The organism is Thermoanaerobacter kivui (assembly GCF_000763575.1).
Taxonomy (GTDB): domain Bacteria; phylum Bacillota; class Thermoanaerobacteria; order Thermoanaerobacterales; family Thermoanaerobacteraceae; genus Thermoanaerobacter; species Thermoanaerobacter kivui.
The window spans coordinates 1,138,736-1,163,965 of the sequence record NZ_CP009170.1 but is presented as its reverse complement, the minus strand read 5'-3'; the positions used below and the strand labels follow the sequence as shown (position 1 = coordinate 1,163,965).

The window sequence follows — 25,230 nt, the reverse complement described above, 5'->3', positions numbered from 1 at the left end:
TTCACATCATTTCCTTATACTTTTGTAATATAGTATTGGCAACTGAATTGGCGTCTAAACCGTATTTTTTAAATAGGTTCTCTACATCTCCGTGCTCTATAAATTTATCAGGAAAGCCTAAACGCAAAACAGGTTTATATATTCCTTTAGAGTTTAAAAGTTCCAAGATAGCGCTTCCAACGCCACCAGCTACTACATTGTCTTCTATTGTGACAACTAATTTGACTTTACTTGAAATGTCCAAAATCAATTCTTCATCCAAAGGTTTTACAAATCTCAAATTAACAATAAATGGATTCAAATTAAAATCAGCAAGAATCTTTCGCGTTTCTACAGCTTTTGCTACCATTCTGCCTAAAGCAAAAATTGCAATTTCTTCTCCGCTGTTTATCACTTCGGCTTTTCCGAACTCTATATTACACTCTCTATTTACATCAAAGCTACCCGCTTTTCCTCGTGGATACCTTATTGCAACGGGAAAATCGAGATTTCGCGAGAGCTTAACCATTTCAACCAATTCATTTGCATCTTTAGGAGACATAATTGAGATATTGGGTACAGCTCTCAAAAAAGACAAATCAAAGACTCCTTGGTGAGTTTCTCCGTCTTCTCCTACAATTCCCGCTCTGTCAATTGCAAAAACAACAGGTAATTTTTGTATACATACATCGTGTATAAGCTGGTCGTAAGCTCTTTGCAAAAACGTAGAATATACTGCAAAATACGGCTTATATCCTTGTACTGCCATTCCTGCCGCAAAAGTCGTAGCATGTTGTTCGGCTATTCCCACATCAAAAAATCTCTCAGGAATCAATTTTGCAAAATGAATAAGCCCTGTTCCTTCTGGCATTGCAGCAGTTATGGCGACGATTTTTTTATCTCTTAAAGCCATTTCAGTAAGCGTCTTTCCGAATACATCAGAATATGTAGCTTGGCCTTCACTGACAAATTTGCCTGTTTCTATATCAAAAGGAGCCGCCGAATGAAACTTATCAGGTTTTTTTTCTGCAAATTTATAACCTTTGCCTTTTTTTGTGATGACATGCACTAAAATAGGACCTTTCATTTTCTTCGCTCTTTCTAAAACTTCTATGAGCATTTCAGTATCATGTCCGTCAATAGGTCCCAAATACGTAAATCCCATTTCTTCAAAAAACATTCCCGGCACTACCAATTGTTTTACAGAATCTTTAATTTTTTCAATATACCTGTGCAAGTTCTTTCCAATTGGAGGTATTATATTTAATAAATTGTCAATTTCTTGCTTCAATTTATTATATCCCGGGTCAGTTCTGAGTTTACTCAAATATAAAGATACACTGCCGACATTTTCGGAGATAGACATCTCATTGTGATTTAAAACTACAATCAAATCGGTTTTAGACCTACCTGCATCATTTAAGGCTTCAAATGCCATACCACCTGTTAACGCTCCATCACCAATTACTGCCACCACAAAGTATTTTTCATTGTTTAAATCTCTAGCCCTTGCTATTCCCAATGCCGCAGATATAGAGGTGCTACTGTGACCTGCTCCAAATATATCATGCACACTTTCCGTTCTTTTAGTATAACCAGAAAGGCCATTGAATTTCCTTAAAGTATCAAACTGGTCTTTCCTACCTGTAATTATTTTATGTACATAACATTGATGCCCAACATCCCAAATTATTTTGTCAACAGGTGAATTAAAAACATAGTGAAGTGCAACTGTAAGTTCAACAATTCCAAGGTTTGAAGCTAAATGCCCACCTGTTTTAGACACCTTTTCTATTAAAAACTGGCGTATTTCTTCACAAAGCAGTGGAAAGTCCTTTTTGTCAATTTTTTTTAAATCATAAGGGCTGTTAATTTGTTCTAACATTTAAAACCCTCACTTTCTTTTTTTCCTTTTATTATTTTTATAATCGGGCAAAATCTTTATACCCGTGTTTTTTTCTATCCAAGCAAAAATTACAGCAACTGTATAAACAATAGACTGGCTTTTAGCTATACCTATATTTTTACCAATAGCTTTTCCTCCAATTGTAATGGCAGATAATAAACCTCCTAAAATCGCAGTATAAATAGAACCTTTGGGTCCCTCAAAAGCTAATTTTACAATTATTGCCATCAGAGCAGCACCAGAAACAATTCCAGAAATATCTCCTACTACGTCATTGCAAAAATTAGCCACAATATTAGCATTTCTAAGAAGTTTTATGGCTTCCTTTGCTCCAAATACTTTTTTAGCCGCCATTGCATGAAAAGGTTCTTCTCTGCCTGAAATTACTGCTGTACCTATTATATCAAAAATTATACCAATTAACACTATAAAACCAAGAATACAAAAGGCTACAAGGAGATTGCTCTCTTTTAATGCAACATCAGAAAAAAAATTTAATATAGTGGCAAGAAAAAAGGTTATAATAGTTATATGTAAAATCCACTTATAATTCGTATTTATGTTTTTATTTTTCATAATAAAAAAAAGACCTCCTACATGTATAAAGGCAAAGTGGTAGCATATTGGGTAAACTTTGCGGCTTAGGTCCAGTAGGATTTCCCAAGCGTGCACTGAACGTCGCCGTTCAGCGGTTCCCCTTTAAGCCCGCTTTTACCTTGTCGCCAAAGGTAAGACTGGACTACCACTTAGTCCGCACCGTAATCCCCAATATGCCGCCCGGCAAGGCGCAGCCTAGGAGTTTTCCTCAACAGAGGGACTAACCCCTATCCTCTTTTGCAATTCGGGTTTCATCAGCAATAGCCAGTAATTCAAGAGCTCTTTGAATTATGGCTTACAACTGATATCCACCCGAATCACTCAAGGCAGGCTACACTGTCCGCAGCTTTATGGCCGCGAGACAGGTTCATCCTACCCCGTAGCCTGTAAAAGCCACGCAAGTAGGTCTCCGCGGAGGAAGGGTCAACGCCCACATGCCATTGTGGATCGCCCCCCCTCCTTAACTCCCAGCACCAGCCCCCAACTGGGCGTTGAAAGCCAGCACCAGGAACTTCATCGATGTGCCCTTGACGGATTTTTAGGCCCGTCTTCGGGATTAGCGCCTCTGACTAGGATACTGCACCACTTTGCCTTTCTTTTCAAGGTATATTAATTATAACATAATAAAAATGACAATATCAAACCTCTACAAAGTCTGTAGAAGGTTGCTACAGTCATTTAACTGTCAAAAAACTCATTTCTTTCAAAAAGCATTGTCAATACTCACCTATGCTTTAGTTTACTCTCTCTATTAAATAATTAGACAATTCTTTCAGAAACTGCGCTTTTTTGCCAAATCTATCTAAAATCCTTATAGCATTTTGGGTAAGCTCCCTTACCATCTCTTGAGATTTCTCTAAGCCAAAGATATTCACAAAAGTCGATTTGCCTTTTTCTTTATCGCTACCTACCTTCTTCCCTAGTTTTTCTTCTTCTCCTATAACATTTAATATGTCGTCTTTTATTTGAAAGGCAAAACCTATCAAATTTGCATACTCTCTCAATACTTTAATATCCTCTTCTGTAGCGCCAGCAATGTAAGCACCTGCACAAACAGATGCCTCTATCAATGCCCCTGTCTTATGTTCATGCATAAACTTCAATTCTTCATAACTAATTTTGGTATTCTGTGACAAAATATCTACTACCTGCCCACCTATAATTCCTTTGCATCCCGATGCTCTTGCAATCTCATTTGTCGCCTTTAAAATTCTTTCATAATCCTGGGGATTTTCTAACGCGTATCTAACTAAAACTTCATAACCTAAATTTAAAAGACCATCTCCGGCAAGAATTGCAATAGCTTCTCCGTAAACTTTGTGGTTTGTAGGCTTTCCCCTTCTCAAGTCATCATTGTCCATTGCCGGCAGGTCATCGTGTATAAGCGAATAAGTGTGTATAAGCTCTATGGCACAGGCTACAGGAAGTGCTTTATTCAAATCTCCTCCTAAAAGCTCACAAGAGGAAAGACATAATACAGGTCTTAACCTCTTTCCACCTGCAAATACACTGTATCTCATGGCTTCATAAATTATCTCTGGTTTTTCATCTATATCCAATATCCTGTGCAATTCCTCTTCAACAAGCTGTTGTTTTTTTCTCAGTTGTTCTTCAAACATCATTTTCCTCCTCTTGAAAATCAATTTCTTCGCTTTCGTTAATAAGAAGTGTTATTTTTCCTTCCACTTCTCTTAATCTCTTTTCCAATCTCTTTGATATTTCAATCCCTTCTTTAAATAGATTAAAAGATTCTTCTAGTAATAAATTTCCTTTTTCCAACGTAGTAACAATTTCCTCTAATCTTGTCATTTCCTCCTCAAAGCTCAATTCTTCATTCATAACTGCTCACCTCGCTTATGACCGCTTTAGCTTCACCATCTTTGAACATAATTTTTATCTCTTCTTGAGGATTTATAGCCTTCACAGTAGATATAACTCTTTCCTGGGAGTCCAAAACAATTGTATAGCCCCTTGTAAGCACATTCAAAGGGCTTAAGGAATTTAACTTTTCAATTAGAATGTAAAACTCATTTTTTTTACGATTATATATAGAAAGCATTTCTTTGTATAAAGAAGTTTTTAAATTATCAATTTTATGCCTTAAAATTTCACTCTTCTTAATAGGACTGTTGAGATAAAGAACTTTTTTTAACCCTTCAATATCTTTTCTTTTCCGCTTCAACTCCCCAATCATTAAGGCTATGAGTTTTGTTTTTAATAAAAATATCTCTCTTTGATAAACTTTTATATCTGGCACTACAATTTCTGCAGCTGCAGAAGGAGTGGGTGCTCTCAAATCAGACACAAAATCAGAAATAGTAAAATCGGTCTCATGCCCTACTGCAGACACAACTGGAATTTTAGAGGCATGAATGCACCTTGCCACTTTCTCCTCATTAAAAGGCCAAATCTCTTCTAAAGATCCCCCTCCCCTTGCTAAAATGATGACATCCACATCACTTCTTTTGTTTAAAATTTCAAGGGCTTGGCATATTTCATCGGCTGCTGAACTACCCTGAACTAAAACAGGAACTACTAAAATATCTACCGTAGGATTTCTCCTTTTTGAAATTGTTATTATATCCCGTATTACAGCCCCTGTAGGAGAAGTCACAACAGCAATCTTTTTAGGATTTTTGGGGATGGGTTTCTTTTTGTCAGAATCAAAAAGCCCTTCCTTTTGAAGTTTTTCTTTAAGCTTGTTAAAAGCAAGGTACAATGCTCCTACGCCGTCTGATTGTACACTTTGAGCATATAACTGATAAGTGCCATTTTTTTCATAAACCGTTATTTTGCCTGTTACCATTACCGACATTCCATCTTCCAAAGTAAAATTTAAAAGTTTTCTGTAGTCATTGAACATCACACATTTTAGAGAAGAAACTTCATCTTTCAATGTAAAATATATTCCAGTGCTGTGATACTTTAAATTGGATATTTCTCCTCTTACACGGACGTTTCTTAAGATTATGTCATTGTCCATCATTTTTTTGATGTATTCTGTAATCTCTCTAACTTCAAGCGCCTTTAACTGCATATTTAAAGGCCTCCAAAGTATTTTTAAGTATCATAGCTGTGGTGACAGGTCCCACCCCTCCCGGAACTGGTGTGACATAAGGGCACAAATCTTTTACGCTCTCAAAATCCGCATCTCCGTATATATTCCCTTGGTAAACGTTTATACACGCATCTATAAGTATAACCCCCTCTTTAATCATATTGCCATTTATCAAGTTAATCTTTCCCGCTGCCAGTACTAAAATATCTGCTTGTTTTGTGTACATTGTCAAATCCTTCGTCTTTGAATGGCATACAGTCACTGTGCAATTTTTGTCCAACAAAAGTTTCGCCACAGGCTTACCTAAAATATTGCTTTTTGAAATCTCTTTGCCATCAATTATCATTTGTTTCACCTTCCTCTAACCCTTTATCCCTTACAAATGCCCCCAACAACCCGTTTATAAAAGCAGGAGAATTTTCAGTGCTATACTTTTTAGCTATTTCAACTGCCTCATTTATGGAAACACTTATTGGTATATCCTCTCTGTACAAAATCTCATAAATACTACACCTTAAAATCGCTAAATCTATCTTTGGCATTCTATTAATAGCCCAACTTTCAGAGTATTTTTCTATTTCTTTATCAATTTCTTGTAAATGATTGATAACTTCGACTACCGTGCTCTCTATGTATTCCTTTTGCTGACCTGGGTCATTATCTTTGTAAAAATTTTCAAATATTTTAGATACGGGCAATCGCGACACATCGTATTGGTACAGCATTTTAACAACCCATTCTCGAGCTTCTGTTCTGTTCACAAAATCAACTCCTTCTCTTCCAGGGTGGCAAAATACTATCTACCAAATTAGCTATGTTTTCTCCTTCATCAATTTTTTTACCAATATAATATCCTCCAATTATACAAATTCCTATAAATATAGTTTTAAAAAAACCTATTAACAAGATACTCAAAGCAACTATAAAACCCAATATAACACCAATTATTTTACCTTTATTTTCTTTAAATACCTCAAAAAATTTGTCGATGTCCATAACTATTCCACCCTCATTTTTACGGTAGAATTTGTATTGACCACATTTACTTTGATATTTTCTATGTATATAGAAGTATTTCTTTCTATATACTCTTTAATCTCCTTTTGCACTACTTGTATTATTTCTGGAATTATGACATCAGGAGCAATTGTCACATTCATAGTCAATTGTACTTTATCTTGATTTTTAGAGGCATATATATTTAAGCTCTTTACACCATCTATTTTCCTCACCTGTTTTTCTGCCAAACTTATTATTGTATCATATGAAATATTTATATCTCCGTACTTACTTGTGAGAGTCACTCCGGCAATCGCACTTCTCTTGCTTGTTCCATCAAATAGTAATATTAAACTTGCAATTATAAGAAATACCCCTAATATCGAATATACCCAGTTACCGTGCAAATTCTTTATAACCGTGGTAATTGAATCCATATTTATTATACCAAAACTTAGAGCTATTAATAATACAGAAAAAACCAAAACAATAAAAGTAAAAAGTGCCAATAAAAATCTGCTTAGCAACTTCATTTTCAATTCCTCCAATCCAAACTAACCCTCTGGTTTTTCAGAGGGTTAGTTTGATCTGATGGTTAATTTTCTTGTTTTTTTGCTTCCGCTTTGACCTCCTTATCCATATTAACACCCTGAACATGAATATTGACTTCTACAACTTTTAACCCTGTCATGCTTTCTATAGAATTCTTTACATTTTCCTGAACGTTCCAAGCTACTTCAGGTATTCTTACACCATAATCCACTATTAAGTACAAATCCACAACTGCTTCTTTTTCCCCTACCTCTACTTTTACACCCTTACCTAAATTTTTTCTTCCCAACATCTCTGAAATGCCGTTTACAACTCCCCCGCTCATGCCTGCAACACCTGGTACTTCAGTTGCCGCCAATCCTGCAATTACGCTTACAACTTCTTCAGAAATCTTTATAGTTCCCAATTCTTGTTTTTCTGTCAAATTAATATTTTCTTCCATAACAGTTTCACCCCTTTAAAAAGTAAAAAATTTTTAGAGAAAATAAATATTTGTCAAATAAATTATACCATAATCCAACTTATAAAAACAATTAAATTTTTCTATTCCAATCTAGTCATGATTTTTATATTGTCTAAAGAAACGCCCGTCTGTCTGGATACAATGTCTTGAATTTGCGCTACTTCTTGTTCTGATAATTTATCAGCTTGCACTATTACATTTACTATACCGTTGTCAATCAAAACAACAGCATCTTGAAATCCTTTAGCCTTAATGAGGTTTTCAATTATCATCTCTTGGTTTGTTATCTCTGTGAGTTTGATTATCTGCCTTTGCGCTTGGTCTCTGGTAGCTTGACTGGTATTTTTATTTTCAACTATTTCTTTTAAAGCATCAATACTTCTGCTTCTATTTATCTCTCTTTCTTCTCTATAAGTAGTAAATATACCTGTAAAAAGTTTGTCTTTATCTGTAAGTTTTGTTTCAGTCGTTGAGCTGGTAGTTGTCACAGTCTCTAAATTGCTTCCATATTGATTTTTAGTAACCTGTTCTTTTTTGTTAGTATACCCATAGTTTAAAACAAAAGCGATAGCGATTAACAAGATAAGAGAAACTATTGCCACAAGTTTCTTTTTCATATACACCATAACAACTCCTCCCCAATTTTATTTTGACGATATAACCTTTACTTTATAAGCTGGAATTCCAAGGGCAGTTTGTACTGCCGAAGAAAGTTCGTATCTTAACCTTGGGTCTTTTGCTCCATCAGCTACCACAATCACTCCTCGTATTTCTGGCATTATTTTTTTTAGGACTATAGGCACACTTTGTCCGGTGGTATCTTGAGAAGTTACAATTCTGTTGTTTGATTCAGTCTGTGTCGTCTCTCGTATTCCTCCGCTGCTGTCTTTTTCATTTGTGGTAGTACTGGACTCTACAACATCCATCGCTGCCACTACTTCTTCGTCTGAATTAAGGGTTATAAGTACATCGACATTCCCCACCCCTTCAATCTTTGACAATATATTTTTAAGGTCTATTTCTAGTCGCTTAGCGTAGTCCTCAGTTTTGTCTTCTCTTTTTTGTTCTAATACTAATTCTTTGCCACTATCATTATTCGAAGGGCGAGGTTTTGAAAAAGTGCTCGCACCAATCAGCAATATCAAGCCTATTAAAAATATCACTGTCAAGTTTTCGATCATCTTTTTGTTGTCCTTTATGAGTTTATCCTTAAGTTTATTAAAATCCACCAAAGTACCTCCTTTCACTCTATTTCTCTTCTATAGTTATATTCTTTAAAGGTGCATTATAGAATGCACTTATGGTTTTTTTAATTTCTTGATAGTCAAATTTTTCATTAGGTTTTGATTCACCCAATTCTATTTTTTTAACTTCTCCAGTTTTTTGCGAAACAATTTTAGCATTTTTAAAAGACAGCACAACTTCTTTTACTTTACCAAAGTCTTTATCTTCCATATCCTCTACAATTGAAACACTGACATCTACATTGTCTATGTTGTATAGATTCAAAATTTTAGCCTTTATCTGCTCAACTAATCTTTTTTTGTATTCTTTGACAATTAAATTATTTCTTTGTCTTTCAGCTTCTTTTGAAATTTGGTCTATATCAATGTTTTTCAAGTAATAATTGTTTTTAAACACTTGGGCTTCTAAATTTGCTCCGCCTTTTAAAAAACTTATCAAGGGATTTAATATTGTAATCATTATTACAAGGCCTATTGCAACTTTTGCGTATTTTTTAAGGCTGGAAGAGGGTACTAATAGTTCCAAGATTATAGAGAGTATTGCAATATATACTATTTGAGTTATCCAGTTTTTTAAAAATTCCATCTTTTCACCTACCTCATCATGATAGTCACACTGGCTGTTCCTATAATAGCTGCTATTGTGAAAAACATCATGACGGTAACACAAGCCAGTACCGCAAAAATATACGTTACAGAAGTCGCTACATCGGAAATACAATTTACAATTCTTTTATCAGCGATGGGCTCAACTACCGCTGCAGCAAATCTGTATATAATTATTAGAGATAAAAGTTTTATTAAAGGCATCGCAACAATTAACACAATTGCAATAAGGCCATATGTCCCTACAGCACCTTTTATTAAAAGGGAGGCCCCTATAACTGCATCAATGCTATCAGATAAAAGCCCTCCAACTACAGGTAAAAAAGCGCCAACTGTATATTTCGCTGTTCTCGATATTACGCCATCGGCCATAGAGGAAGATAGCCCTTGTATAGTTATTACCCCTAAAAAAATACTTAATAAAATTGACATTGAAGCAGTAGACAAGGTTTTTAAAAAATCTCCCATTTTATTCAAACTGAATTTTTCAGAAATATTTCCGACGATTTTCACTGCTGTCATAAGTAAAATTATTGGCAAAATGAAATCCCTCATTAAATGTGCTATAAACTCAACTGTGACAATGACAATAGGATGAAAAAAGGCAGCAGATGTAAATGCTCCTACTGACATTAACAAAGTTATAAGTACAGGCAACATAGACTGCATAAAATCTACCATATTGTCAATTGCTTCTTTACCTATGTTTAAAGCCGCTATAAAGCTTTTCACTGATACAATAACCAATACCATGTACACAGCTAAAAAAGCTATCTGGCTTATGTTTTCTTCTTCAAAAGAACTGTGTAAATTCATCAATATGCCGCCTATTACCGCCAAAATTACCAGCTGTACCAAAAATCTCATTGAGGAATACAATTCTTTAAATAAAAGACTAAGTAAGCTGTTTAGTATATCTTTAATGTTAAAAGTTTGTTTTCCTGAGAGAACATTTTTTATGTAAGTCTTTAAATCAATATTAGGAAGTATGTTGCCATTTTTTTGATTGATACTCTTTACAAATTGGTCAATCTGATAAGTATCAATACCCTTCAATTGATTTTCTATTTCCTCTTGTCCGGTATAAGCATTTGCTGTACTAAAAAGAGCTATAATCAAAAAAAATATAAAAACCACCTTTTTCAAATCCTTCACACCTCACGGCATTATGGAAAGGATTGTTTCCATAAGTGCAATAATTATGGGTATTGAGAGAAATATTATGATTATTTTTCCTGCTATTTCTATTTTTGATGCTAAATTTTTTTCATTTGCATCAATGCACAACTGTGAACCAAATTCTGTTATGTAAGCTATACCAATGATTTTTAAAGTTGTCATAAAATAAATATTATCAAGTCCACTCTTTCTAGCAAGAGTATTCAATACTTCTACAATTGCGCTGAGTTTTGGAAGAATCATCATAAAGATAATGACTCCGGCTACCAAACTTAAAATTATTGCTATTTCAGGATTTGTTTCTCTTAGAACTGTCAAAATAATCAAAACCACTATTCCTAAAATAACAATTTGAAATATTTCCATTGTATCACCTAATAAAGCTGAAATATTGTTTTTACAGCATTAAACAAATTATTTATCATGTTTATCACCATCATCAAAACCACTACTATTCCTGCCAGTGTCACCATCATTGCTTGTTCCTCTCGTCCTGAACGGATTAATACTTGATTTAATACTGTTACCAGAATACCAATTGCTGCAATTTTAAAAATTATATCTATGTTCATTATAATCCTCCTCTATAAAAACAATATGATTATCGCCAGTCCTGTTAAAACTCCAATATTTTTGTACAGCTTTTCGTTCTTTTTACTCTCTTCTTCTGCGTTACTAAGTTGCCTTTTTAAAAGCTCAATGGCTAAATCAAAATTTTTTTCTTGATTGTATACGTCAGAATTGCCAAGTCCATACCCGAAAGACTTTAAAATTTCTTTGTCTTCCTTTTTTAAATAATCGCTATTCCATTCATTTAAAGCAATTTCCCATGCTTCTCCAGCAGTGTATCCTTCATTTTGTGAAAGCATTTCTGCAGTTTTAGAAAAAATAAATTTTATGGTCTTATCTGCTGACTGAGAAATTGCCGTAAGTATTTCGTTTAAAGGAGACTTAGAATAGGTTACCTCAATTTTAAAAAGGTTTAAAGAAGATATCAAAGACTTAAGCATCCATCGCCTCATTTTATATTTTAGAGAAAATAAATACCCTAAGCTGCTGGCGGAAAAAAGGACTAAAAGCATTCCCACTAATTTCACCATTTTTTTGTCTTTCCCCTCTTATATGGACCTTTAAACAAAATATCAAAGTTTTCATCCACTATTTTTTCTACAGTCCCTGCTCCCAGGCGATTGCTCAAAATTATATATCTTTCAAAATACTTTAGAGAAACTATATCCTTCAAATGTGGTTTTTTTATGAGGTCTTCAATGTCATTTCCATGGATTGTTGTTATCACTTTTACACCTGCATTTAAAACTTCGTGAATCGCTTCTACATCTTCTTTTTTCCCAATTTCATCAGTTATTACTACTTTAGGGGACATAGACCTTATAAGCATTATCATGCCGTAAGCTTTAGGACATCCATCTAATACGTCTGTCCTCATTCCTACGTCGTTTTGTGGTATACCGTTGTGACAAGCAGCTATCTCTGACCTTTCGTCTACAATCCCTACTTTCTGCCCTTTAAATCCTAAAAAATCTATTCCATCACTTATAAATCTCGCTATATCTCTTAAAAGAGTTGTTTTGCCGCATTGTGGTGGAGATATTATAAGAGTATTGTATACATCACCAGAAAAATTTAGTATGTATTTTAAGATGTCCTCTGCCGCACCTTTTATCTCTTTCGTTATTCTATAGTTATACCCAGAAAGATTTTTGAGAGTTTTTATATAGCCATTTTCCAATACACATTTGCCCACTATCCCTACTCTATATCCACCTTTTAAAGTAATATATCCATTTCTTATTTCTTCCTCAAAAGCATAGACAGAAGATTTTGATATAAGTTGAAAAGCTTTTTCACAATCCTCCTTTGTGACTATATAGGCAGTAGAAGCTGAAGAAGTTACTATTCCTTCCATTGATACAAATTTTTCTTCATTCCCTACATACACCATTAAAGGTTTATAAGCCCTTAATCTTATTTCTTCTACTTCCTCCAACAAATTTGGCGGTATTTTTTTTATCAGTTCTCTAACCATTGGAGGAAGTGCTGCAAGTAATTCTTCAAAATTTTTTCTCGTGTTCATATACCTGTCCCTCCTCTTGTAAAATTATATTTCTAAGACTAGATATTTATGAATAAAAAAATGCCCACTAATTTTTCGTTAGTGGGCATTTTTTTACAATTAGTCTTCATCATCATCTACAATTTTCAAATCTTTTACTTTTATGGTCTCATTGCAATGAGGACATACCAACTCAGCATCTTCATCTTCTAAAAGCTCTTCTTCCACACTCATCAACATATGGCAATTAGGACATTCTACTTCTACATACCCTTCATAATCTTCGTCTTCATCCTCATCTTCATCATCATCGTCATAATCATAGTCATAGTCGTCATCTTCATCATCATAGTCCTCATCGCCATATATCTGGTTTTCTATTTCAGAAAGGTCTTCATCAATCTCTCCCACATAATCATCTAATTCGGAATGGGAAGCTTCCAGCTCATTTATAGCATCTGCAAAATCCTCTAAAGTATCTAAAATTGCCAAAATTATTTTACCTTCTTTTGTGCTGTCATCTATCCCTAAGCCGTCTGCTAACCCTCTTAAGTAGGAAACCCTTTCATTTAAGTATTCCATATTCCACATACCCTCCTTTACAAAATAGTATTTGACAAATTGCTGCGTTTATACCCTCTCTAAATATTCTCCGGTTCGAGTGTCAATTCTTATTTTGTCTCCAACGTTTATAAACAATGGGACTTGGATGACAGCACCAGTTTCTACAGTTGCCGGTTTGGAACCACCCGTTGCAGTATCTCCTCTAAATCCAGGCTCTGTTTCTACAACTTCCAGCTCAACAAAAGTAGGGGGCTCAACAGAAAAGGCTTCGCCTTTATAGAACTTTACTGTAACAACCATATTTTCCTTTATGTATTTAATTGCGTCCTCAACTTTATCATAATTTAAAGGAATTTGCTCATAAGTTTCTGTGTCCATAAAATAATAAAGTTCTCCATCATTGTACAAATACTGCATTTCTCTTCTTTCTATAACTGCTTCCTCAAACTTTTCTGTTGGGCTGAAAGTTTTCTCTATTACAGCCCCTGTCATCACATTTTTAAGTTTTGTCCTCACGAAAGCTGCACCTTTTCCTGGCTTAACATGCATAAAATCCACAACTGTAAAAACCTGTCCGTCAACCTCAATAGTTACTCCTTTTCTGAAATCACCTGCTGCTATCAAAAAAATCCCTCCATCACTTTAGTTTAGTTCAATTAAATATTTAGGTGAATTAGTCAAATTTGTAACACCATCTTCTTTTAATAATACCATATCTTCGATTCTTACGCCACCAAAATCGGGAATATATATACCCGGTTCTACAGTAACTATTGCTCCTTCTTTTAAAATTTCTTCATTTTTGAAAGACAGGCTGGGCGCTTCATGAACTTCAAGTCCTACACCATGTCCCAAAGAATGCCCAAAGTACTTCCCATAACCTTTCTCTTCAATAACAGACCTTGCCAGAGAATCTGCCTCTTTTGAAGTAATTCCTGCTTTTAAATTGTCTATTGCTCTTTGCTGTGCTTCTAAAACTATATTGTATATCTCTTTTTGCCTGTCATCAGCTTTTCCCATGACTATTGTCCTTGTCATATCTGAACAATAACCGTTTACTTTGCATCCAAAATCCAATGTGACAAAGTCTCCTTTTTCAATTACTTTTTCCGAAGCTTTTCCATGAGGAAGTGAAGACCTTTTCCCGGAAGCCACAATTGCCTCAAAAGATAGGTCCTGTGCCCCCTGTTTTTTCATAAAATATTCCAATTCCAAAGCCACTTCTCTTTCAGTCATCCCAACTTTAATAAAATTCAGTATATGGTTAAAAGCCATATCAGTAATATTTTGCGCCTTTTTTATGTTTTCTATTTCCGTATCATCTTTTACCATTCTCAAAGTCTCTACAAGATTTGCTTGAGGTACAAGTTTAATGCCTAAAAAATCTTTCAATTCTTTATACTGCCTAAAAGAAATGTTTTCTTCAAAAGCGAGTTTTTTTATTCTCAATTTCTCTATATATTCTTTTATAACTTCTTTTATACCATTTTTATGTTCTATCACTTCAAAGTCTTTAACTTCCTTTTGCGCCTGTTCTGTATACCTCGCATCTGTTATAAAAATAGCTTTATCATGGGTTATAAAAGCTGCACTGTCATCTCCTGTAAATCCCGTTATATATGTAACATTTACAAATTTGTAAATAACAAAAGCTTCTATGTCTTTTTCTTTCATTAAATTTCTCAAGTTTTGTAATCTTTTATTCACAATTTTTACCCCCCGATAGAATCTTCCAAAAGCTTTACTGCGTTAAGGGCGAGGACATAGCTATAAGGTCCAAAGCCAGTTATCATTCCTTTACATTTGGAAGCAGTAACAGAAGTTTTTCTAAACTCCTCCCTTCCAAAAATATTTGAAATGTGAACTTCTATTACAGGAATTGACACAGCAGCAATAGCATCCATAATAGCCAAACTATAGTGAGTGTAAGCAGCAGGATTTATGATTATCGCATCAAAGTTATTTTCAGCAGAGTGTATAAAATTAATTATCTCTCCTTCGCTGTTAGACTGCTGTATTTTCACTGCTATATCCAGCTTTGAAGCTTCTCTCTTTATCATGTTGTTTATCTCTTCGTAATTTACTTCTCCGTAAACCTCTTTTTCTCGCTTACCTGTCAAATTTATGTTTGGTCCGTGAATTATCAAAACTCTTTTCATAATCTCACCTCACTTTACTATATTACACCTTATTTCCTTATTTGTCCACTACCCAAAATTACATATTTGTAGGTGGTAAGCTCTTTCAGTCCCATTGGCCCTCTTGCATGTATTTTTTGCGTGCTTATACCTATTTCCGCTCCAAAGCCAAATTCACCACCGTCAGTAAACCTTGTAGACGCATTTACATAAACAGCAGCAGAATCTACTGCCTTTAAAAATGTCATGGCGTTTTCATAATCTTCTGTAATGATGCTTTCAGAATGACCTGTGGAATACTTTTCAATGTGGTCTAATGCTTCATTTATGTCCTCTACCACTTTTACAGCAAGTATAAGGTCTAAATATTCTGTCGCCCAATCCTCTTCTGTAGCTTCTTTTACCGCTGGACATATTTGTTTGGTAGTCTTGCAGCCTCTTACTTCCACTCCTAAAGATGTAAGAGTCTCTACTAATGTAGGAAGAAAACCTTTTGCAATGGCTTTGTGAATCAAAACTGTCTCCACAGCGTTGCAAACTCCAGGCCTTTGCACTTTAGCGTTCACAATAATATCCTTAGCCATGTCTAACTTGGCAGTTTCATCTACAAAAATATGACAATTACCAACCCCTGTTTCTATGACAGGAACTGTAGAATTTTCAATTACACTTTTTATGAGGGTGGCACCGCCTCGCGGTATTATAAGGTCGATTAAGCCGTTTAATTTCATCATTCGATTTACTTCTTCTCTATCAGTATTTTCAATAAGTTGTATAGCTCCCTCAGGAATTCCAGCTTCATAAGCAGCTTTGGCAAGTACAGAAGAAATCGCTATATTAGAGTTTATAGCATCACTTCCCCCTCTTAAAATTACGGCATTGCCTGACTTTAAGCAAAGACCTGCCGCATCAGCAGTGACATTAGGACGAGACTCGTAAATTATTCCTATTACACCAATAGGAACTCTCATTTTGCCAATTTGAAGGCCATTGGGCCTTTTCCACATCTCCTCTATATTTCCAACTGGATCAGGAAGGGCAGATATTTCTCTTAAACCTTTTGCCATAGCTTCAATTCTCTTTTCGTCAAGCCTTAATCTATCTATAAGCGAAGCTTTTATGTTCTTTTTTTCAGCTTCCAAAACATCTTTTTTATTTGCCTCAAGTATCTTTGGCATTTCTTTTATGAGAGCATCTGACATATAACTTAAAGCTAAATTTTTAACATCCTCATCCAAAATAGCCATCTTCCTAGCTGCAGCTTTTGCACGAGCAGCTTTTACTTCAACTTCCATACTTTTCACCCCTATCAAGTATTACTAGATTGTCTCTATGAATCACTTCGTCGTAATATTTATAACCCAATATCTTTTCTATATCTTTTGTTTTACAGCCCTTTATTTTTTCCACATCCTCTGATGGATAATTGATAAGTCCTCTTGCAATCTCTTTCCCTTGAGGGTCAATCACAGCAACACAATCTCCTAAATCGTAATCTCCTTCTGTCTTTACTATTCCACTTGGAAGAAGACTTTTTCCGTTTTTTACTATGGCGTTTGCTGCCCCTTCATCAATGAAAAGAAAACCACTGACTTTTGCATTGAAAGCAATCCAAATTTTACGGCTGTTGATAGGATTTTTCATAGGTAAAAAAGTAGTACCTATTTTTTCGCCGTTTACTATTCTATTTAAGACATTGTCCAATTTACCATTTGCAATAATCATCTTAACTCCTGAATTCCAGCATATCTTCGCTGCCTGAATTTTTGTGTACATTCCTCCTGTTCCCCTTTTTGTTCCAGCACCTCCCGCAATTTTAAATAATTCATCCGAAAACTCCGTCACCACTTCTATGATTTGGGCGTCTTTGTGTACATTTGGATCTTTGTCATACAGCCCATCAGTATCAGTCAATATTATTAATAGTTCTGCTTCTACCAAACTGGCAACAAGAGCTGCTAAGGTGTCATTGTCTCCAATTTTAATTTCATCAACTGTCACGGTGTCGTTTTCATTGATTATTGGTATAACACCCCATTTAAGTAAATTTGACAAAGTATAACTTATATTGAGGTAACGCCTTCTATCGCTAAAATCTTCCTTAGTCAAAAGAACTTGCGCAGTAATTTTGCCATATTCATTAAAAAATTTTTCGTAAATCTCAATCAAAAGCCCTTGTCCTATCGCTGCTAAAGACTGCTTCTCTGGGATGGTCTTAGGCTTCTCTTTTAAATTTAATTTTCCCATTCCAGCACCAATAGCACCAGAAGTTACAAGTATTACTTGTTCTCCTCTATTTAACAAATTAGCAATTTGCCTTACCAGTTTTTCCATTATTTCTAAGTTTAATTTGCCATTTTCATAAGTCAAAGTACTTGTTCCAACTTTTACTACAATCCTCATAGTTTCGTCATCCTTTTTGCAATATTCAAATATATTTCTTTTAATTTTAAGGCGTCCTCTGCCATAGTGCTCCTTGACTCACATATAACTATGGGTTCCATATTTCTTTCATAAAAAAGCTGTGCTAAAGGTTCAAATTCAGGACCATATTTGATATCTTTTAATGTCCAGTGCCTTTTTTCTCCTTGTTCTGTGTATTCAATCCTGCTAAAATGCACGTGTATTTTTTTTGCTCTTTCTTTTCCCAAAGATTTTTCAATAACATCTAAAACTTCCGCATAATCCTCTATAGTCTTAAATCTTCCGTTGTCTCTCGCATGTAAATGAGCGAAATCTATAGTTGGGATAATCCTTTCATCTACATTACAAAGTTCCATCACCTCTTCCAAAGAACCTAATTGATTTTTCTTTCCCATTGTCTCAGGACATATAGTTATATCAGTAAGACCTTTGTCTTCCATCTCTTTTAAAATTTCTTTTAAAAGCCTTTTTGCTCGTTCCAACGCCTCTTTTCTCGTCCCTTCAGTCGCAGAGCCAGGATGAAAAGTTACCCTTTTTGCCCCCATCCATTTTCCTGCAATTAAACTTTCTATCAAATATCTCTTTGAATTTTCCATCTTAGTTTTATCGGTAGTGGCTAAATTAATGTAATAAGGAGCGTGAATAGTAATAGTTATATTGAATTTTTGAGCATTTTCACCCAACTCTTTAGCCATTTTTTCACTAATTTTTACTCCTTTTGAAAAAGAATATTCATACGCATCAAGCCCCATGTTATAAAGCCATTCAGGCATTTCTAGAGAAGACTTATGCCCTTCTTTGTAAAAACTGTCGGAATTCCCAGAAGGTCCAAATTTTATCGTCAATCCCCTCATCCTTTCTTAAGTCTAATGTAAGCCTTTATAACTTCCACTGCTACTTCATCTATTGTCATATCTGAAACATCAATTGTAGAATCGGCGAATTTATAAAAAGGCTCTCTTTTTTTTAGCAACTGCTTTATCCTCTCTTCTGGATTATCCGATAAAAGAAGAGGCCTGTCTTTATTCTCTCCTATATTTCTCAATATAATTTCTGGTCTGGCTACAAAGCAAATGACTACACCATTTTTTCTTAATTGTACAATATTTGAAGGGTTTAATACAACTCCCCCGCCAGTAGCTATGACAAAATTTTTTAAGCGAGCTACTTTTTTAACAGCCGCCCTTTCTAGCCTCCTAAAAAATTCTTCTCCATGCCTTTCAAAAATTTGTGAAACCGTCATATTAGCCATTTTTTCAATTAACCTGTCAGTATCTATAAAACCAAAGCTCATTGTTGTAGCCACTTTTTTGCCAACAGTAGTTTTCCCGGTAGCCATAAAACCTGTTAAAACGATGTTTTTCATGAATCTTTTCCTCCCTAAGGCGATGATGGCGTCTTTGATTCTTTCAAAAACTTTTCTATTGTATCACTTATTATTTTATTTAAATCGATTCCTTGAAGGTTTTGAGGTACCTCCTTTGAAGAGGATTGTTGCATATTATTTGACATTTCAAATAAAGGCTTAAAAGGGTCACTTTTTCCTTTTGAAAAAGTTGTTTCCATTTTACTGCTGCCACTATCTTTCATTGAATAAATGGAAATCTGCATATTTAGAAAAAGTTCCTCCGGATTTTGACCTCTCACAATGTCAAAAGCTTGAATGTTACACAACCTTTTAGATTTTTGTATCTCTTCTATAAAAGAGAGGATTTGATTATACTTACCTGAAACACTAATATTTATAGGAATTGTTACAAATTCTTCTTTTTCTTTCAGTTGCTGAGACTGTTGAGGCTGCTGCTGATTTAAATCTTCAAAAGACAAAGTTTTGACTTTAACTCCTGTGGTATAAATCATATTTTCCAGATTGAAGAGAAAAATTTCTATATCTTTATTGTCTGGAATCCTTAAATTTAATTCTTTTAACTGATTATCTAAATTTCCTAACTTTTCTTCAAGGCTTTTGCTGTTTAGACTGTTTATTTCATTTAATAGTCTCTTTTTGTCTGCTATTTCGCTTGACAATTTTTGCATCTCCAAAATTTTTGGAGTCAAATAGTACTGATAATAAATAGCAAAAAATCCTATTATTAAGGCTAAGTAAATCAAAAACCTTTCTCTCTTTGTAAGCTTCATCTACGATACCACCTTGAGTTTTACTTGCAAAATGTATTTTAAAAGACCTTTATCTGTAGACTCTACAGACAAAATTTTAACATCCTCAACATAATCAATGCTTCGCAGATTAAGCATAAAAACCGCTATATCAGCTTCCGTGAAAGCCTCCCCGTCAATTTCTAATGTATTTTTTTGATATTTCAAAGAAGCAATTGATGCTCTATCGGGAATATTCAAAGATAAATCTTCCAATATAGTTACCGCATCCAGTCTTTGACTTTCCAACTTTTTTATTAATGCTTTCTTTTTTTCGGCATAAAGAGACATATTTTTTACGTTTTGCTCTAATTGAGAAATATTTTTAAATTTGTATAAGTCGCTGTTTGTCGATTTTAAATCTTCATACAATTTGTTTATGTACGCCAATGGCAAAACCATTATCGTAAAAATTGCACTTATCAAAACAAAAGCAAAAAAAATATTTGTCATCTGCCTTTTCTTTTTCAACTTTTGCTCTTTTAGTTCTTCAGGTATAAGGTTTATGTCTTTCAAACTCTATTCACCCCTTAAAAGGCATCCATAAGCAGGCAAAAAATATATATAGTCCTCTTCCTCTGGGACTAAAACAGGGATTCTAAAATGGCTTTCCACGTACTCTTTAAGCCCTAAAAGCCTTGAAGTGCCGCCAATCATTAGAATCTTTTGTATACTTTTGTGATAAGTGGCATAATAAAAATCAAATATTCTCCCTATCTGTTGAAACATGTCTGATAAAAACAAAACGATATTCTCTTCCGCCTCTTTATAGCTTTCTTCCCCAATCAAATTTTTTGTCCTTTTATATTCTTCTGCCATCTCAAAGTCCACATTAAAGGCATTTGCAATAGTTTGTGTAATTTCATTTCCTCCAAACTCCATAGTCCTGCTAAAAATGTAAATTCCGTTGTCAATTATAGTCACATCCGTAAGGTTAGAGCCTATATCTACAATTGCAACTATTCCAGCGTCCAAATTAGTTCTTTTGTAAGCTTTATAAATGCAATTGCTGTAAATATCAATGGCTTCTAATCTCAGCTTTAAGATATCAGCTAATTTAACGTATTTTTCTGTAATTTCTTTTGGAGATGCTGCAATCATAACCCTAATGCTTTTATCATCCTCTAAAGCATTTCCCAAATACTTATAATCCACAACATAATTTTCAGGGTCAGGGATGTATTGCTCTATTTCATAAGATAAAGCATTCTTTACTTCTTCCTCCTTCATCTGTGGAAATTTCAAGTCTCTTATTATGTTACTGGGACTGGAGATAGCAAAACAAACCTTTTTTTCTTTGATGTCATTCTTTTTTAAAGTTTCTCTAATTACTTCTGATAAGGTGTTTACATCTATTATTTTGCCATTTATTACTACATTGGAAGGAGTCTTTACCATCAGCTTTTTGCCAAAAAATTTATTCTTTTTGTCCCCTACCACTAATTTTGTATTAAAATTTCCTATTTCAATTCCAAGCATTTTTTACCTCCTAATGGCGCTTATTGTTATTCACTTTAATAGCAGCCATTGTTATAGCTTTTATTATGTCTACCTCAAATTGCCTGACTAACTCATTTGTCTTTACATATAGTTCTCCTTCTTCTGATACAACATATTTTGGAGGTAAATTGTTAAGTGCTAAAGCTTTTATGTCCATTCTACATCTGTCGCATTTACAAACGTCTAAATCTTTCAAAACCTCATCCATCATTTGGTCAACAGCATCTTCCATGTAATTTTTAAGATGCATAAAATCCTCTCCTTATTTTTATTGTGTTTGTGGAATTGAATCAATTGTCCATTTATCTACTATAGGTGGAGACTGTGATGTATTACCACTAAGAATCACCTTAGAATTGGCACTCTTATCATCACCCATCTTCGTAATATTTACATTAATATTAAATGTAATCTCCGCATAACCGTAACGTACGATTTTGTTCATCCTACCTTCCGTCCATGCACGTACTTTATAGGTCAAAACTTGCTCTCCTTCATTTTCAAAAGCTTCACTTGAAGGAGGATCTATTTCTATACTGTCAATTTTATACTCTTGTCCTGCATCACCCAGTGAAATCCACTCCCCTAATGGAATGTCAAGTCCAAATGACTCACTTAATAAATTTTTTGCATTTTGTTTATACTGAATTTTAGTTGTATTTTTATTTTCAACTACATTTATCCAAAATTCACCTTTCCCTTTTCCTTTACCTTTCCCCTGATAAGCATCTGATAAAGCTATAGTAAATTCATTTTTTACTCGTTCAAGGCCAGCTTCTGCTGCATAAGTGGCTGATATAGAATTTGCATAAGCATGAGAAATTTTGTAATTGGTAATAGTTACTTCTAAAATCGCTACAGCTAAAACTGTGAGAATCAAAATTACCATTAAAGTAAAAATTAAGGCAGAACCTCTGTCATTGAACATTTATACCACTCTTCCTTAAAAAAACATCTGTAGAAAGAGAAAACCTGTTTGACCCCTTATCATCGCTTTGTCCAATTATTTGGATATTTATCATGTTGCTGTTAGGTTTTTTAGTCACCTTAAAATCATAAATATTGACAGCTAATTGAAGCTTACTACCTCTACTGTCCGTGTCAGATTCTTTGATATGGGTATAAAGAATAAGATTTTCTAGCGTTATTGTATAATCACGATACCCTCTATCTGTTAATACTTTTTTTATCGATAGACCACAGCCATTATCAATAATTTCGACTTCAGAAGGCCCTTTTTCTAATAAAGATACAATATAATTCATAGCAAACCTAACATTTTGTTCCACGTCTACGCTATTTTGTGTACTTGAAAATGACTTGTACCCCGAATAATATAAAGATGAATAAACCCCTATCACAATCCCCAATATTGCCAATGTCACAATAAGTTCAATGAGGGTAATACCCTCTTCTTTTCTTACCACCATTTTAACCACCATGGAACCTTAACGCCGGCAATTTCTGAAGCTTTTGTCCCAATTGCTTTTAAACTAGTAATTCCGTTCTTTATCATGTTAACAATAGTATCTGCTATAGTCAAAATTTTGGCCTTAGTAATCTCATTCCAACCCAATGTAACTACCACAAAACCTAAAAATAAAGCAGTCCAGGTAGCAATTATCACTATTGTTATCAGGTTCACTACATGCTTTATTACATCATTACTACTGCTTCCGCCTCCACTTTGGTCTTCCTCAGAAGGCATTACTCCTGGAGCAGAAGAAGTCATCTCTGTTTTAGGCGCAATAACATAAAGGGTGTACATAGGAGTATTTGAACCAATTTTTTCTACTTTAACCTGATATTGAGAGAGCTCTCCTGTAGAAGTTTGCTGTTCGACATAGGCTATAAAACCTTCTTCTTTATACTTAGTTATTATTTCATCAAGGTTTGAAACATTTCCCGCTTTTATGTTTTCTGCAATTGTCTGCGCAATAGTGGCTTCTTTTGTCTTTATCTTAGAATCAGCAGAAGTAATAACAGATTGACTAAAAATGCCTAAAAGAGGTATTGCCACTACTGCAAACATAGCTATTGAGACAAGAACCTCTATTAAAGTCATGCCTCTATTATCTTTTAAAATCTTCATAAAATCACTCCTAATAGTTCTTCCCACTTATCATAATGCGCCCTGTTACCACTGCCACACTTATGTAAATTTCGCTTCCTTTATCATTTTTTAAAGTTATTGTACAAGCTCCAATAGGAGTTCCCATCTGATTAAAGTATATTTCTACTTTTCCGCCATCTTTTTTACTTATTTTAATTCCCTCAGGTAAATTTTTTATCTTAATATTTTCATTGTCATCTTTTCTCTTTATGTAATACCTCGTCTTAGTGTCATCGCTTTCAAAGAGCAATATTTCTCCCTCAAAAATACTTTTTTGCTGTATGTACCTTAAGTCATTTACAACCTCATGAGCAATAAGAGTAAGCCTTATATTTGACCTTGTCGTATCAAAAAAGTCAGTCGAAGGAATAACTATAAGAACTATAATGGACAAGATAGCCAAAACTGTTATAAGCTCTATTAAAGTTAATCCTTCTTCCTTTTTCATAAGCTTAGCCTCTTATAAATTTTATATAATAATTTAACATCTCATAGCCATACAAAATCGAGATGAGCCATGCAATGGAAATGTAGGGTGCAAAAGGTATGTAATCTTTTCTTCCTTTAATTTTCAAAGCTACTAATATAATGCCACCCAATGCTCCAATGATTACAGAAAGAAAAAGTACTAAAATTGTAAGCTTCCACCCTATAAAAAATCCAATTAAGGCCATAAGTTTTATGTCTCCTCCTCCCATCTCTCCTCCTGAAATTAAGGAGATGAGAAGGAGAATACCTCCACCTAAAATTAATCCTATTATGTAATCCATAAAGCCATAATTGGACATCAAAATTCTAAAAAATATTCCACCTATAAAACCGACTAAAATAATTTTATTTGGTATAATTTTGTGTTCTATATCAATAAAACTTACAGCTATCAAAATAGAAGACAGAAACATGTAAGAAAAAGCCTTAAAATCTAAACCAAATTTATAATAAATTATCAAAAACACAATTCCAGCCAATACTTCTACAATAGGATACCTTACTGAAATTTTTTCTCCACAATACCTACATCTTCCTTTAAGTAAAATATAACTCAATATGGGTATTAAATCAATAGTTTTTAATTCATGCCCACATTTAGGACAGTGAGAAGGAGGATAGACTATTGATTCTTTTCTAGGTATTCTATGTATCACCACATTTACAAAACTTCCTATAATTGTGCCGAATAAAAATATCAGTATGTAAAGTAGTATCTCCATAATGACCTCCTAAAAAAATATTAAGGAGGGCACAAAAATGTGCCCGACTCAAAGTTTTTTAGTTTATTAAATAAGTATTTATTGAGATTGAGTAGGATAAGTAGGATAATACTCTTTATCGCCAATTTTTACAGTGGCTTTTCCATTAGATGTCTCAAGTGTAAACTCTCCACCAGACGATGTTTTAGGAATTTTATTTAAATAACCTGTCTTTACTAATTCATCTAAACCACCAGAAACTGTGTCAACTCCCTTTTCTATCATATACCTTTCAGCTGCTTGACCTATAATTTGAGCATTTGCTATATCAGCATTCTCTTTCGCTTTTGACAATGAAGTTGTCACTCTTGGCACAGCAATTGCTGCCAGTATCCCTAAAATTGCAATAACAACAATCAATTCAATCAGTGTAAAACCTCTTTCATCCTTATTGAGTGCCTTTACAAACCATTCCATCCTTTTTCAC

The 25,230-nt window shown here is 34.2% G+C and carries 35 protein-coding genes and 1 pseudogene; all 36 read right to left on the bottom strand.

What is annotated here, in order from left to right; translation table 11 throughout:
• Position 1: 1 nt before the first annotated feature.
• Entirely contained in the window at positions 2-1,864 is a 1,863-nt protein-coding gene (gene dxs / locus TKV_RS05865) for a 1-deoxy-D-xylulose-5-phosphate synthase (RefSeq protein WP_049685150.1), read from the bottom strand.
• A 9-nt stretch (positions 1,865-1,873) separates the two neighbouring features.
• Positions 1,874-2,461 carry a hypothetical protein gene (locus TKV_RS05860; protein WP_004396358.1) on the bottom strand — a complete coding sequence of 196 codons (588 nt, stop codon included), beginning with the start codon at positions 2,459-2,461 and terminating at the stop codon, positions 1,874-1,876.
• 755 nt (positions 2,462-3,216) lie between these two features.
• A complete protein-coding gene (locus TKV_RS05855; RefSeq protein ID WP_049685149.1) occupies positions 3,217-4,101 on the bottom strand; it encodes a polyprenyl synthetase family protein in 885 nt (294 codons plus the stop codon).
• Entirely contained in the window at positions 4,094-4,321 is a 228-nt protein-coding gene (gene xseB / locus TKV_RS05850; protein ID WP_049685148.1) for an exodeoxyribonuclease VII small subunit, read from the bottom strand. The genes TKV_RS05855 and xseB overlap by 8 nt, the downstream gene beginning before the upstream one ends.
• Complete coding sequence (gene xseA / locus TKV_RS05845; protein ID WP_049685147.1) at positions 4,314-5,519, bottom strand: exodeoxyribonuclease VII large subunit; 1,206 nt, start codon at positions 5,517-5,519, stop codon at positions 4,314-4,316. The genes xseB and xseA overlap by 8 nt, the downstream gene beginning before the upstream one ends.
• Positions 5,500-5,865: pseudogene (locus TKV_RS05840) on the bottom strand (bifunctional methylenetetrahydrofolate dehydrogenase/methenyltetrahydrofolate cyclohydrolase); the annotation flags it as partial. The pseudogene TKV_RS05840 and the gene xseA, both read right to left, overlap by 20 nt.
• Before the next feature lie 10 nt (positions 5,866-5,875).
• Positions 5,876-6,301, bottom strand: a complete 426-nt coding sequence (gene nusB / locus TKV_RS05835) for a transcription antitermination factor NusB (protein WP_049685146.1) — start codon at positions 6,299-6,301, stop codon at positions 5,876-5,878.
• Positions 6,302-6,305: 4 nt separating this feature from the next.
• Complete coding sequence (locus TKV_RS05830; RefSeq protein WP_049685145.1) at positions 6,306-6,536, bottom strand: DUF2273 domain-containing protein; 231 nt, start codon at positions 6,534-6,536, stop codon at positions 6,306-6,308.
• Between the two features lie 2 nt (positions 6,537-6,538).
• Complete coding sequence (gene amaP, locus TKV_RS05825; protein WP_049685144.1) at positions 6,539-7,072, bottom strand: alkaline shock response membrane anchor protein AmaP; 534 nt, start codon at positions 7,070-7,072, stop codon at positions 6,539-6,541.
• Between the two features lie 62 nt (positions 7,073-7,134).
• The gene (locus TKV_RS05820; RefSeq protein ID WP_049685143.1) at positions 7,135-7,533 is read right to left on the bottom strand and encodes an Asp23/Gls24 family envelope stress response protein; all 399 of its coding nucleotides are present in this window, start codon (positions 7,531-7,533) and stop codon (positions 7,135-7,137) included.
• A 101-nt stretch (positions 7,534-7,634) separates the two neighbouring features.
• Entirely contained in the window at positions 7,635-8,180 is a 546-nt protein-coding gene (locus TKV_RS05815; protein ID WP_049685142.1) for a SpoIIIAH-like family protein, read from the bottom strand.
• An 18-nt stretch (positions 8,181-8,198) separates the two neighbouring features.
• Positions 8,199-8,783 carry a stage III sporulation protein AG gene (spoIIIAG, locus tag TKV_RS05810; protein WP_049685141.1) on the bottom strand — a complete coding sequence of 195 codons (585 nt, stop codon included), beginning with the start codon at positions 8,781-8,783 and terminating at the stop codon, positions 8,199-8,201.
• Between the two features lie 19 nt (positions 8,784-8,802).
• Positions 8,803-9,384 carry a stage III sporulation protein AF gene (gene spoIIIAF / locus TKV_RS05805; RefSeq protein ID WP_049685140.1) on the bottom strand — a complete coding sequence of 194 codons (582 nt, stop codon included), beginning with the start codon at positions 9,382-9,384 and terminating at the stop codon, positions 8,803-8,805.
• 8 nt (positions 9,385-9,392) lie between these two features.
• Positions 9,393-10,550, bottom strand: coding sequence for a stage III sporulation protein AE (gene spoIIIAE, locus TKV_RS05800; protein WP_049685139.1), 1,158 nt, complete (start codon positions 10,548-10,550; stop codon positions 9,393-9,395).
• A gap of 12 nt (positions 10,551-10,562) precedes the next feature.
• Positions 10,563-10,949 (bottom strand): stage III sporulation protein AD, encoded by a 387-nt coding sequence (spoIIIAD, locus tag TKV_RS05795; protein ID WP_049685138.1) that lies wholly within the window; start codon positions 10,947-10,949, stop codon positions 10,563-10,565.
• 8 nt (positions 10,950-10,957) lie between these two features.
• The gene (gene spoIIIAC / locus TKV_RS05790) at positions 10,958-11,155 is read right to left on the bottom strand and encodes a stage III sporulation protein AC (protein WP_003868788.1); all 198 of its coding nucleotides are present in this window, start codon (positions 11,153-11,155) and stop codon (positions 10,958-10,960) included.
• A gap of 12 nt (positions 11,156-11,167) precedes the next feature.
• A complete protein-coding gene (gene spoIIIAB, locus TKV_RS05785; RefSeq protein ID WP_049686224.1) occupies positions 11,168-11,680 on the bottom strand; it encodes a stage III sporulation protein SpoIIIAB in 513 nt (170 codons plus the stop codon).
• Positions 11,677-12,678 carry a stage III sporulation protein AA gene (spoIIIAA, locus tag TKV_RS05780; protein ID WP_049685137.1) on the bottom strand — a complete coding sequence of 334 codons (1,002 nt, stop codon included), beginning with the start codon at positions 12,676-12,678 and terminating at the stop codon, positions 11,677-11,679. The genes spoIIIAB and spoIIIAA overlap by 4 nt, the downstream gene beginning before the upstream one ends.
• Positions 12,679-12,777: 99 nt before the next feature.
• Positions 12,778-13,239 (bottom strand): CD1247 N-terminal domain-containing protein, encoded by a 462-nt coding sequence (locus TKV_RS05775; RefSeq protein WP_049685136.1) that lies wholly within the window; start codon positions 13,237-13,239, stop codon positions 12,778-12,780.
• Positions 13,240-13,287: 48 nt separating this feature from the next.
• Positions 13,288-13,845: an elongation factor P gene (gene efp / locus TKV_RS05770; RefSeq protein WP_009052330.1), complete on the bottom strand. Its 558-nt coding sequence runs from the start codon at positions 13,843-13,845 to the stop codon at positions 13,288-13,290.
• Between the two features lie 18 nt (positions 13,846-13,863).
• Complete coding sequence (locus tag TKV_RS05765; RefSeq protein WP_049685135.1) at positions 13,864-14,928, bottom strand: M24 family metallopeptidase; 1,065 nt, start codon at positions 14,926-14,928, stop codon at positions 13,864-13,866.
• A 5-nt stretch (positions 14,929-14,933) separates the two neighbouring features.
• On the bottom strand, positions 14,934-15,380 hold the full coding sequence (gene aroQ, locus TKV_RS05760; RefSeq protein WP_049685134.1) for a type II 3-dehydroquinate dehydratase: 447 nt from the start codon (positions 15,378-15,380) through the stop codon (positions 14,934-14,936).
• A 29-nt stretch (positions 15,381-15,409) separates the two neighbouring features.
• A complete protein-coding gene (locus tag TKV_RS05755; protein ID WP_049685133.1) occupies positions 15,410-16,654 on the bottom strand; it encodes a glutamate-5-semialdehyde dehydrogenase in 1,245 nt (414 codons plus the stop codon).
• A complete protein-coding gene (gene proB / locus TKV_RS05750) occupies positions 16,644-17,762 on the bottom strand; it encodes a glutamate 5-kinase (protein WP_049685132.1) in 1,119 nt (372 codons plus the stop codon). Before proB ends, TKV_RS05755 begins: the two co-directional genes overlap by 11 nt.
• Positions 17,759-18,637 carry a TIM barrel protein gene (locus TKV_RS05745; RefSeq protein WP_049685131.1) on the bottom strand — a complete coding sequence of 293 codons (879 nt, stop codon included), beginning with the start codon at positions 18,635-18,637 and terminating at the stop codon, positions 17,759-17,761. Before TKV_RS05745 ends, proB begins: the two co-directional genes overlap by 4 nt.
• On the bottom strand, positions 18,634-19,149 hold the full coding sequence (locus tag TKV_RS05740; RefSeq protein WP_049685130.1) for a shikimate kinase: 516 nt from the start codon (positions 19,147-19,149) through the stop codon (positions 18,634-18,636). Before TKV_RS05740 ends, TKV_RS05745 begins: the two co-directional genes overlap by 4 nt.
• A 14-nt stretch (positions 19,150-19,163) precedes the next feature.
• Positions 19,164-19,922 carry a type IV pilus inner membrane component PilO gene (locus tag TKV_RS05735; RefSeq protein WP_049685129.1) on the bottom strand — a complete coding sequence of 253 codons (759 nt, stop codon included), beginning with the start codon at positions 19,920-19,922 and terminating at the stop codon, positions 19,164-19,166.
• Positions 19,923-20,456, bottom strand: coding sequence for a PilN domain-containing protein (locus TKV_RS05730; protein ID WP_049685128.1), 534 nt, complete (start codon positions 20,454-20,456; stop codon positions 19,923-19,925). It lies immediately after the preceding gene.
• A 3-nt stretch (positions 20,457-20,459) separates the two neighbouring features.
• A complete protein-coding gene (gene pilM, locus TKV_RS05725) occupies positions 20,460-21,419 on the bottom strand; it encodes a type IV pilus assembly protein PilM (protein ID WP_049685127.1) in 960 nt (319 codons plus the stop codon).
• A 10-nt stretch (positions 21,420-21,429) separates the two neighbouring features.
• Positions 21,430-21,690, bottom strand: coding sequence for a late competence development ComFB family protein (locus tag TKV_RS05720; protein WP_049685126.1), 261 nt, complete (start codon positions 21,688-21,690; stop codon positions 21,430-21,432).
• Positions 21,691-21,708: 18 nt separating this feature from the next.
• The gene (locus TKV_RS05715; protein ID WP_049685125.1) at positions 21,709-22,368 is read right to left on the bottom strand and encodes a pilus assembly PilX N-terminal domain-containing protein; all 660 of its coding nucleotides are present in this window, start codon (positions 22,366-22,368) and stop codon (positions 21,709-21,711) included.
• Positions 22,358-22,870 carry a PilW family protein gene (locus TKV_RS05710; protein ID WP_049685124.1) on the bottom strand — a complete coding sequence of 171 codons (513 nt, stop codon included), beginning with the start codon at positions 22,868-22,870 and terminating at the stop codon, positions 22,358-22,360. The genes TKV_RS05715 and TKV_RS05710 overlap by 11 nt, the downstream gene beginning before the upstream one ends.
• Positions 22,861-23,532, bottom strand: coding sequence for a type IV pilus modification PilV family protein (locus TKV_RS05705; RefSeq protein ID WP_049685123.1), 672 nt, complete (start codon positions 23,530-23,532; stop codon positions 22,861-22,863). The genes TKV_RS05710 and TKV_RS05705 overlap by 10 nt, the downstream gene beginning before the upstream one ends.
• Before the next feature lie 10 nt (positions 23,533-23,542).
• Complete coding sequence (locus TKV_RS05700; RefSeq protein ID WP_049685122.1) at positions 23,543-24,001, bottom strand: prepilin-type N-terminal cleavage/methylation domain-containing protein; 459 nt, start codon at positions 23,999-24,001, stop codon at positions 23,543-23,545.
• Positions 24,002-24,005: 4 nt separating this feature from the next.
• On the bottom strand, positions 24,006-24,764 hold the full coding sequence (locus TKV_RS05695; RefSeq protein WP_049685121.1) for a prepilin peptidase: 759 nt from the start codon (positions 24,762-24,764) through the stop codon (positions 24,006-24,008).
• Between the two features lie 78 nt (positions 24,765-24,842).
• On the bottom strand, positions 24,843-25,220 hold the full coding sequence (locus tag TKV_RS05690; RefSeq protein WP_049685120.1) for a competence type IV pilus major pilin ComGC: 378 nt from the start codon (positions 25,218-25,220) through the stop codon (positions 24,843-24,845).
• Positions 25,221-25,230 lie beyond the last annotated feature (10 nt).

Bases quoted from the DNA above. Each gene is read 5' to 3' on its own strand.
- aroQ (WP_049685134.1), bottom strand. From the start codon at position 15,380: ATGAAAAGAGTTTTGATAATTCACGGACCAAACATAAATTTGACAGGT.
- TKV_RS05710 (WP_049685124.1), bottom strand. From the start codon at position 22,870: ATGGTGGTAAGAAAAGAAGAGGGTATTACCCTCATTGAACTTATTGTG.
- TKV_RS05860 (WP_004396358.1), bottom strand. From the start codon at position 2,461: ATGAAAAATAAAAACATAAATACGAATTATAAGTGGATTTTACATATA.
- TKV_RS05855 (WP_049685149.1), bottom strand. From the start codon at position 4,101: ATGTTTGAAGAACAACTGAGAAAAAAACAACAGCTTGTTGAAGAGGAA.
- spoIIIAD (WP_049685138.1), bottom strand. From the start codon at position 10,949: ATGGAAATATTTCAAATTGTTATTTTAGGAATAGTGGTTTTGATTATT.
- TKV_RS05705 (WP_049685123.1), bottom strand. From the start codon at position 23,532: ATGAAGATTTTAAAAGATAATAGAGGCATGACTTTAATAGAGGTTCTT.
- TKV_RS05695 (WP_049685121.1), bottom strand. From the start codon at position 24,764: ATGGAGATACTACTTTACATACTGATATTTTTATTCGGCACAATTATA.
- spoIIIAA (WP_049685137.1), bottom strand. From the start codon at position 12,678: ATGAACACGAGAAAAAATTTTGAAGAATTACTTGCAGCACTTCCTCCA.
- xseB (WP_049685148.1), bottom strand. From the start codon at position 4,321: ATGAATGAAGAATTGAGCTTTGAGGAGGAAATGACAAGATTAGAGGAA.
- dxs (WP_049685150.1), bottom strand. From the start codon at position 1,864: ATGTTAGAACAAATTAACAGCCCTTATGATTTAAAAAAAATTGACAAA.
- TKV_RS05830 (WP_049685145.1), bottom strand. From the start codon at position 6,536: ATGGACATCGACAAATTTTTTGAGGTATTTAAAGAAAATAAAGGTAAA.
- TKV_RS05690 (WP_049685120.1), bottom strand. From the start codon at position 25,220: ATGGAATGGTTTGTAAAGGCACTCAATAAGGATGAAAGAGGTTTTACA.
- TKV_RS05755 (WP_049685133.1), bottom strand. From the start codon at position 16,654: ATGGAAGTTGAAGTAAAAGCTGCTCGTGCAAAAGCTGCAGCTAGGAAG.
- proB (WP_049685132.1), bottom strand. From the start codon at position 17,762: ATGAGGATTGTAGTAAAAGTTGGAACAAGTACTTTGACTTATGAAAAT.
- TKV_RS05715 (WP_049685125.1), bottom strand. From the start codon at position 22,368: ATGTTCAATGACAGAGGTTCTGCCTTAATTTTTACTTTAATGGTAATT.
- TKV_RS05745 (WP_049685131.1), bottom strand. From the start codon at position 18,637: ATGAGGGGATTGACGATAAAATTTGGACCTTCTGGGAATTCCGACAGT.
- TKV_RS05820 (WP_049685143.1), bottom strand. From the start codon at position 7,533: ATGGAAGAAAATATTAATTTGACAGAAAAACAAGAATTGGGAACTATA.
- amaP (WP_049685144.1), bottom strand. From the start codon at position 7,072: ATGAAGTTGCTAAGCAGATTTTTATTGGCACTTTTTACTTTTATTGTT.
- TKV_RS05735 (WP_049685129.1), bottom strand. From the start codon at position 19,922: ATGAAGCTTACAAAGAGAGAAAGGTTTTTGATTTACTTAGCCTTAATA.
- TKV_RS05740 (WP_049685130.1), bottom strand. From the start codon at position 19,149: ATGAAAAACATCGTTTTAACAGGTTTTATGGCTACCGGGAAAACTACT.
- TKV_RS05815 (WP_049685142.1), bottom strand. From the start codon at position 8,180: ATGGTGTATATGAAAAAGAAACTTGTGGCAATAGTTTCTCTTATCTTG.
- TKV_RS05700 (WP_049685122.1), bottom strand. From the start codon at position 24,001: ATGAAAAAGGAAGAAGGATTAACTTTAATAGAGCTTATAACAGTTTTG.
- TKV_RS05720 (WP_049685126.1), bottom strand. From the start codon at position 21,690: ATGCATCTTAAAAATTACATGGAAGATGCTGTTGACCAAATGATGGAT.
- spoIIIAF (WP_049685140.1), bottom strand. From the start codon at position 9,384: ATGGAATTTTTAAAAAACTGGATAACTCAAATAGTATATATTGCAATA.
- TKV_RS05775 (WP_049685136.1), bottom strand. From the start codon at position 13,239: ATGGAATACTTAAATGAAAGGGTTTCCTACTTAAGAGGGTTAGCAGAC.
- spoIIIAC (WP_003868788.1), bottom strand. From the start codon at position 11,155: ATGAACATAGATATAATTTTTAAAATTGCAGCAATTGGTATTCTGGTA.
- xseA (WP_049685147.1), bottom strand. From the start codon at position 5,519: ATGCAGTTAAAGGCGCTTGAAGTTAGAGAGATTACAGAATACATCAAA.
- pilM (WP_049685127.1), bottom strand. From the start codon at position 21,419: ATGCTTGGAATTGAAATAGGAAATTTTAATACAAAATTAGTGGTAGGG.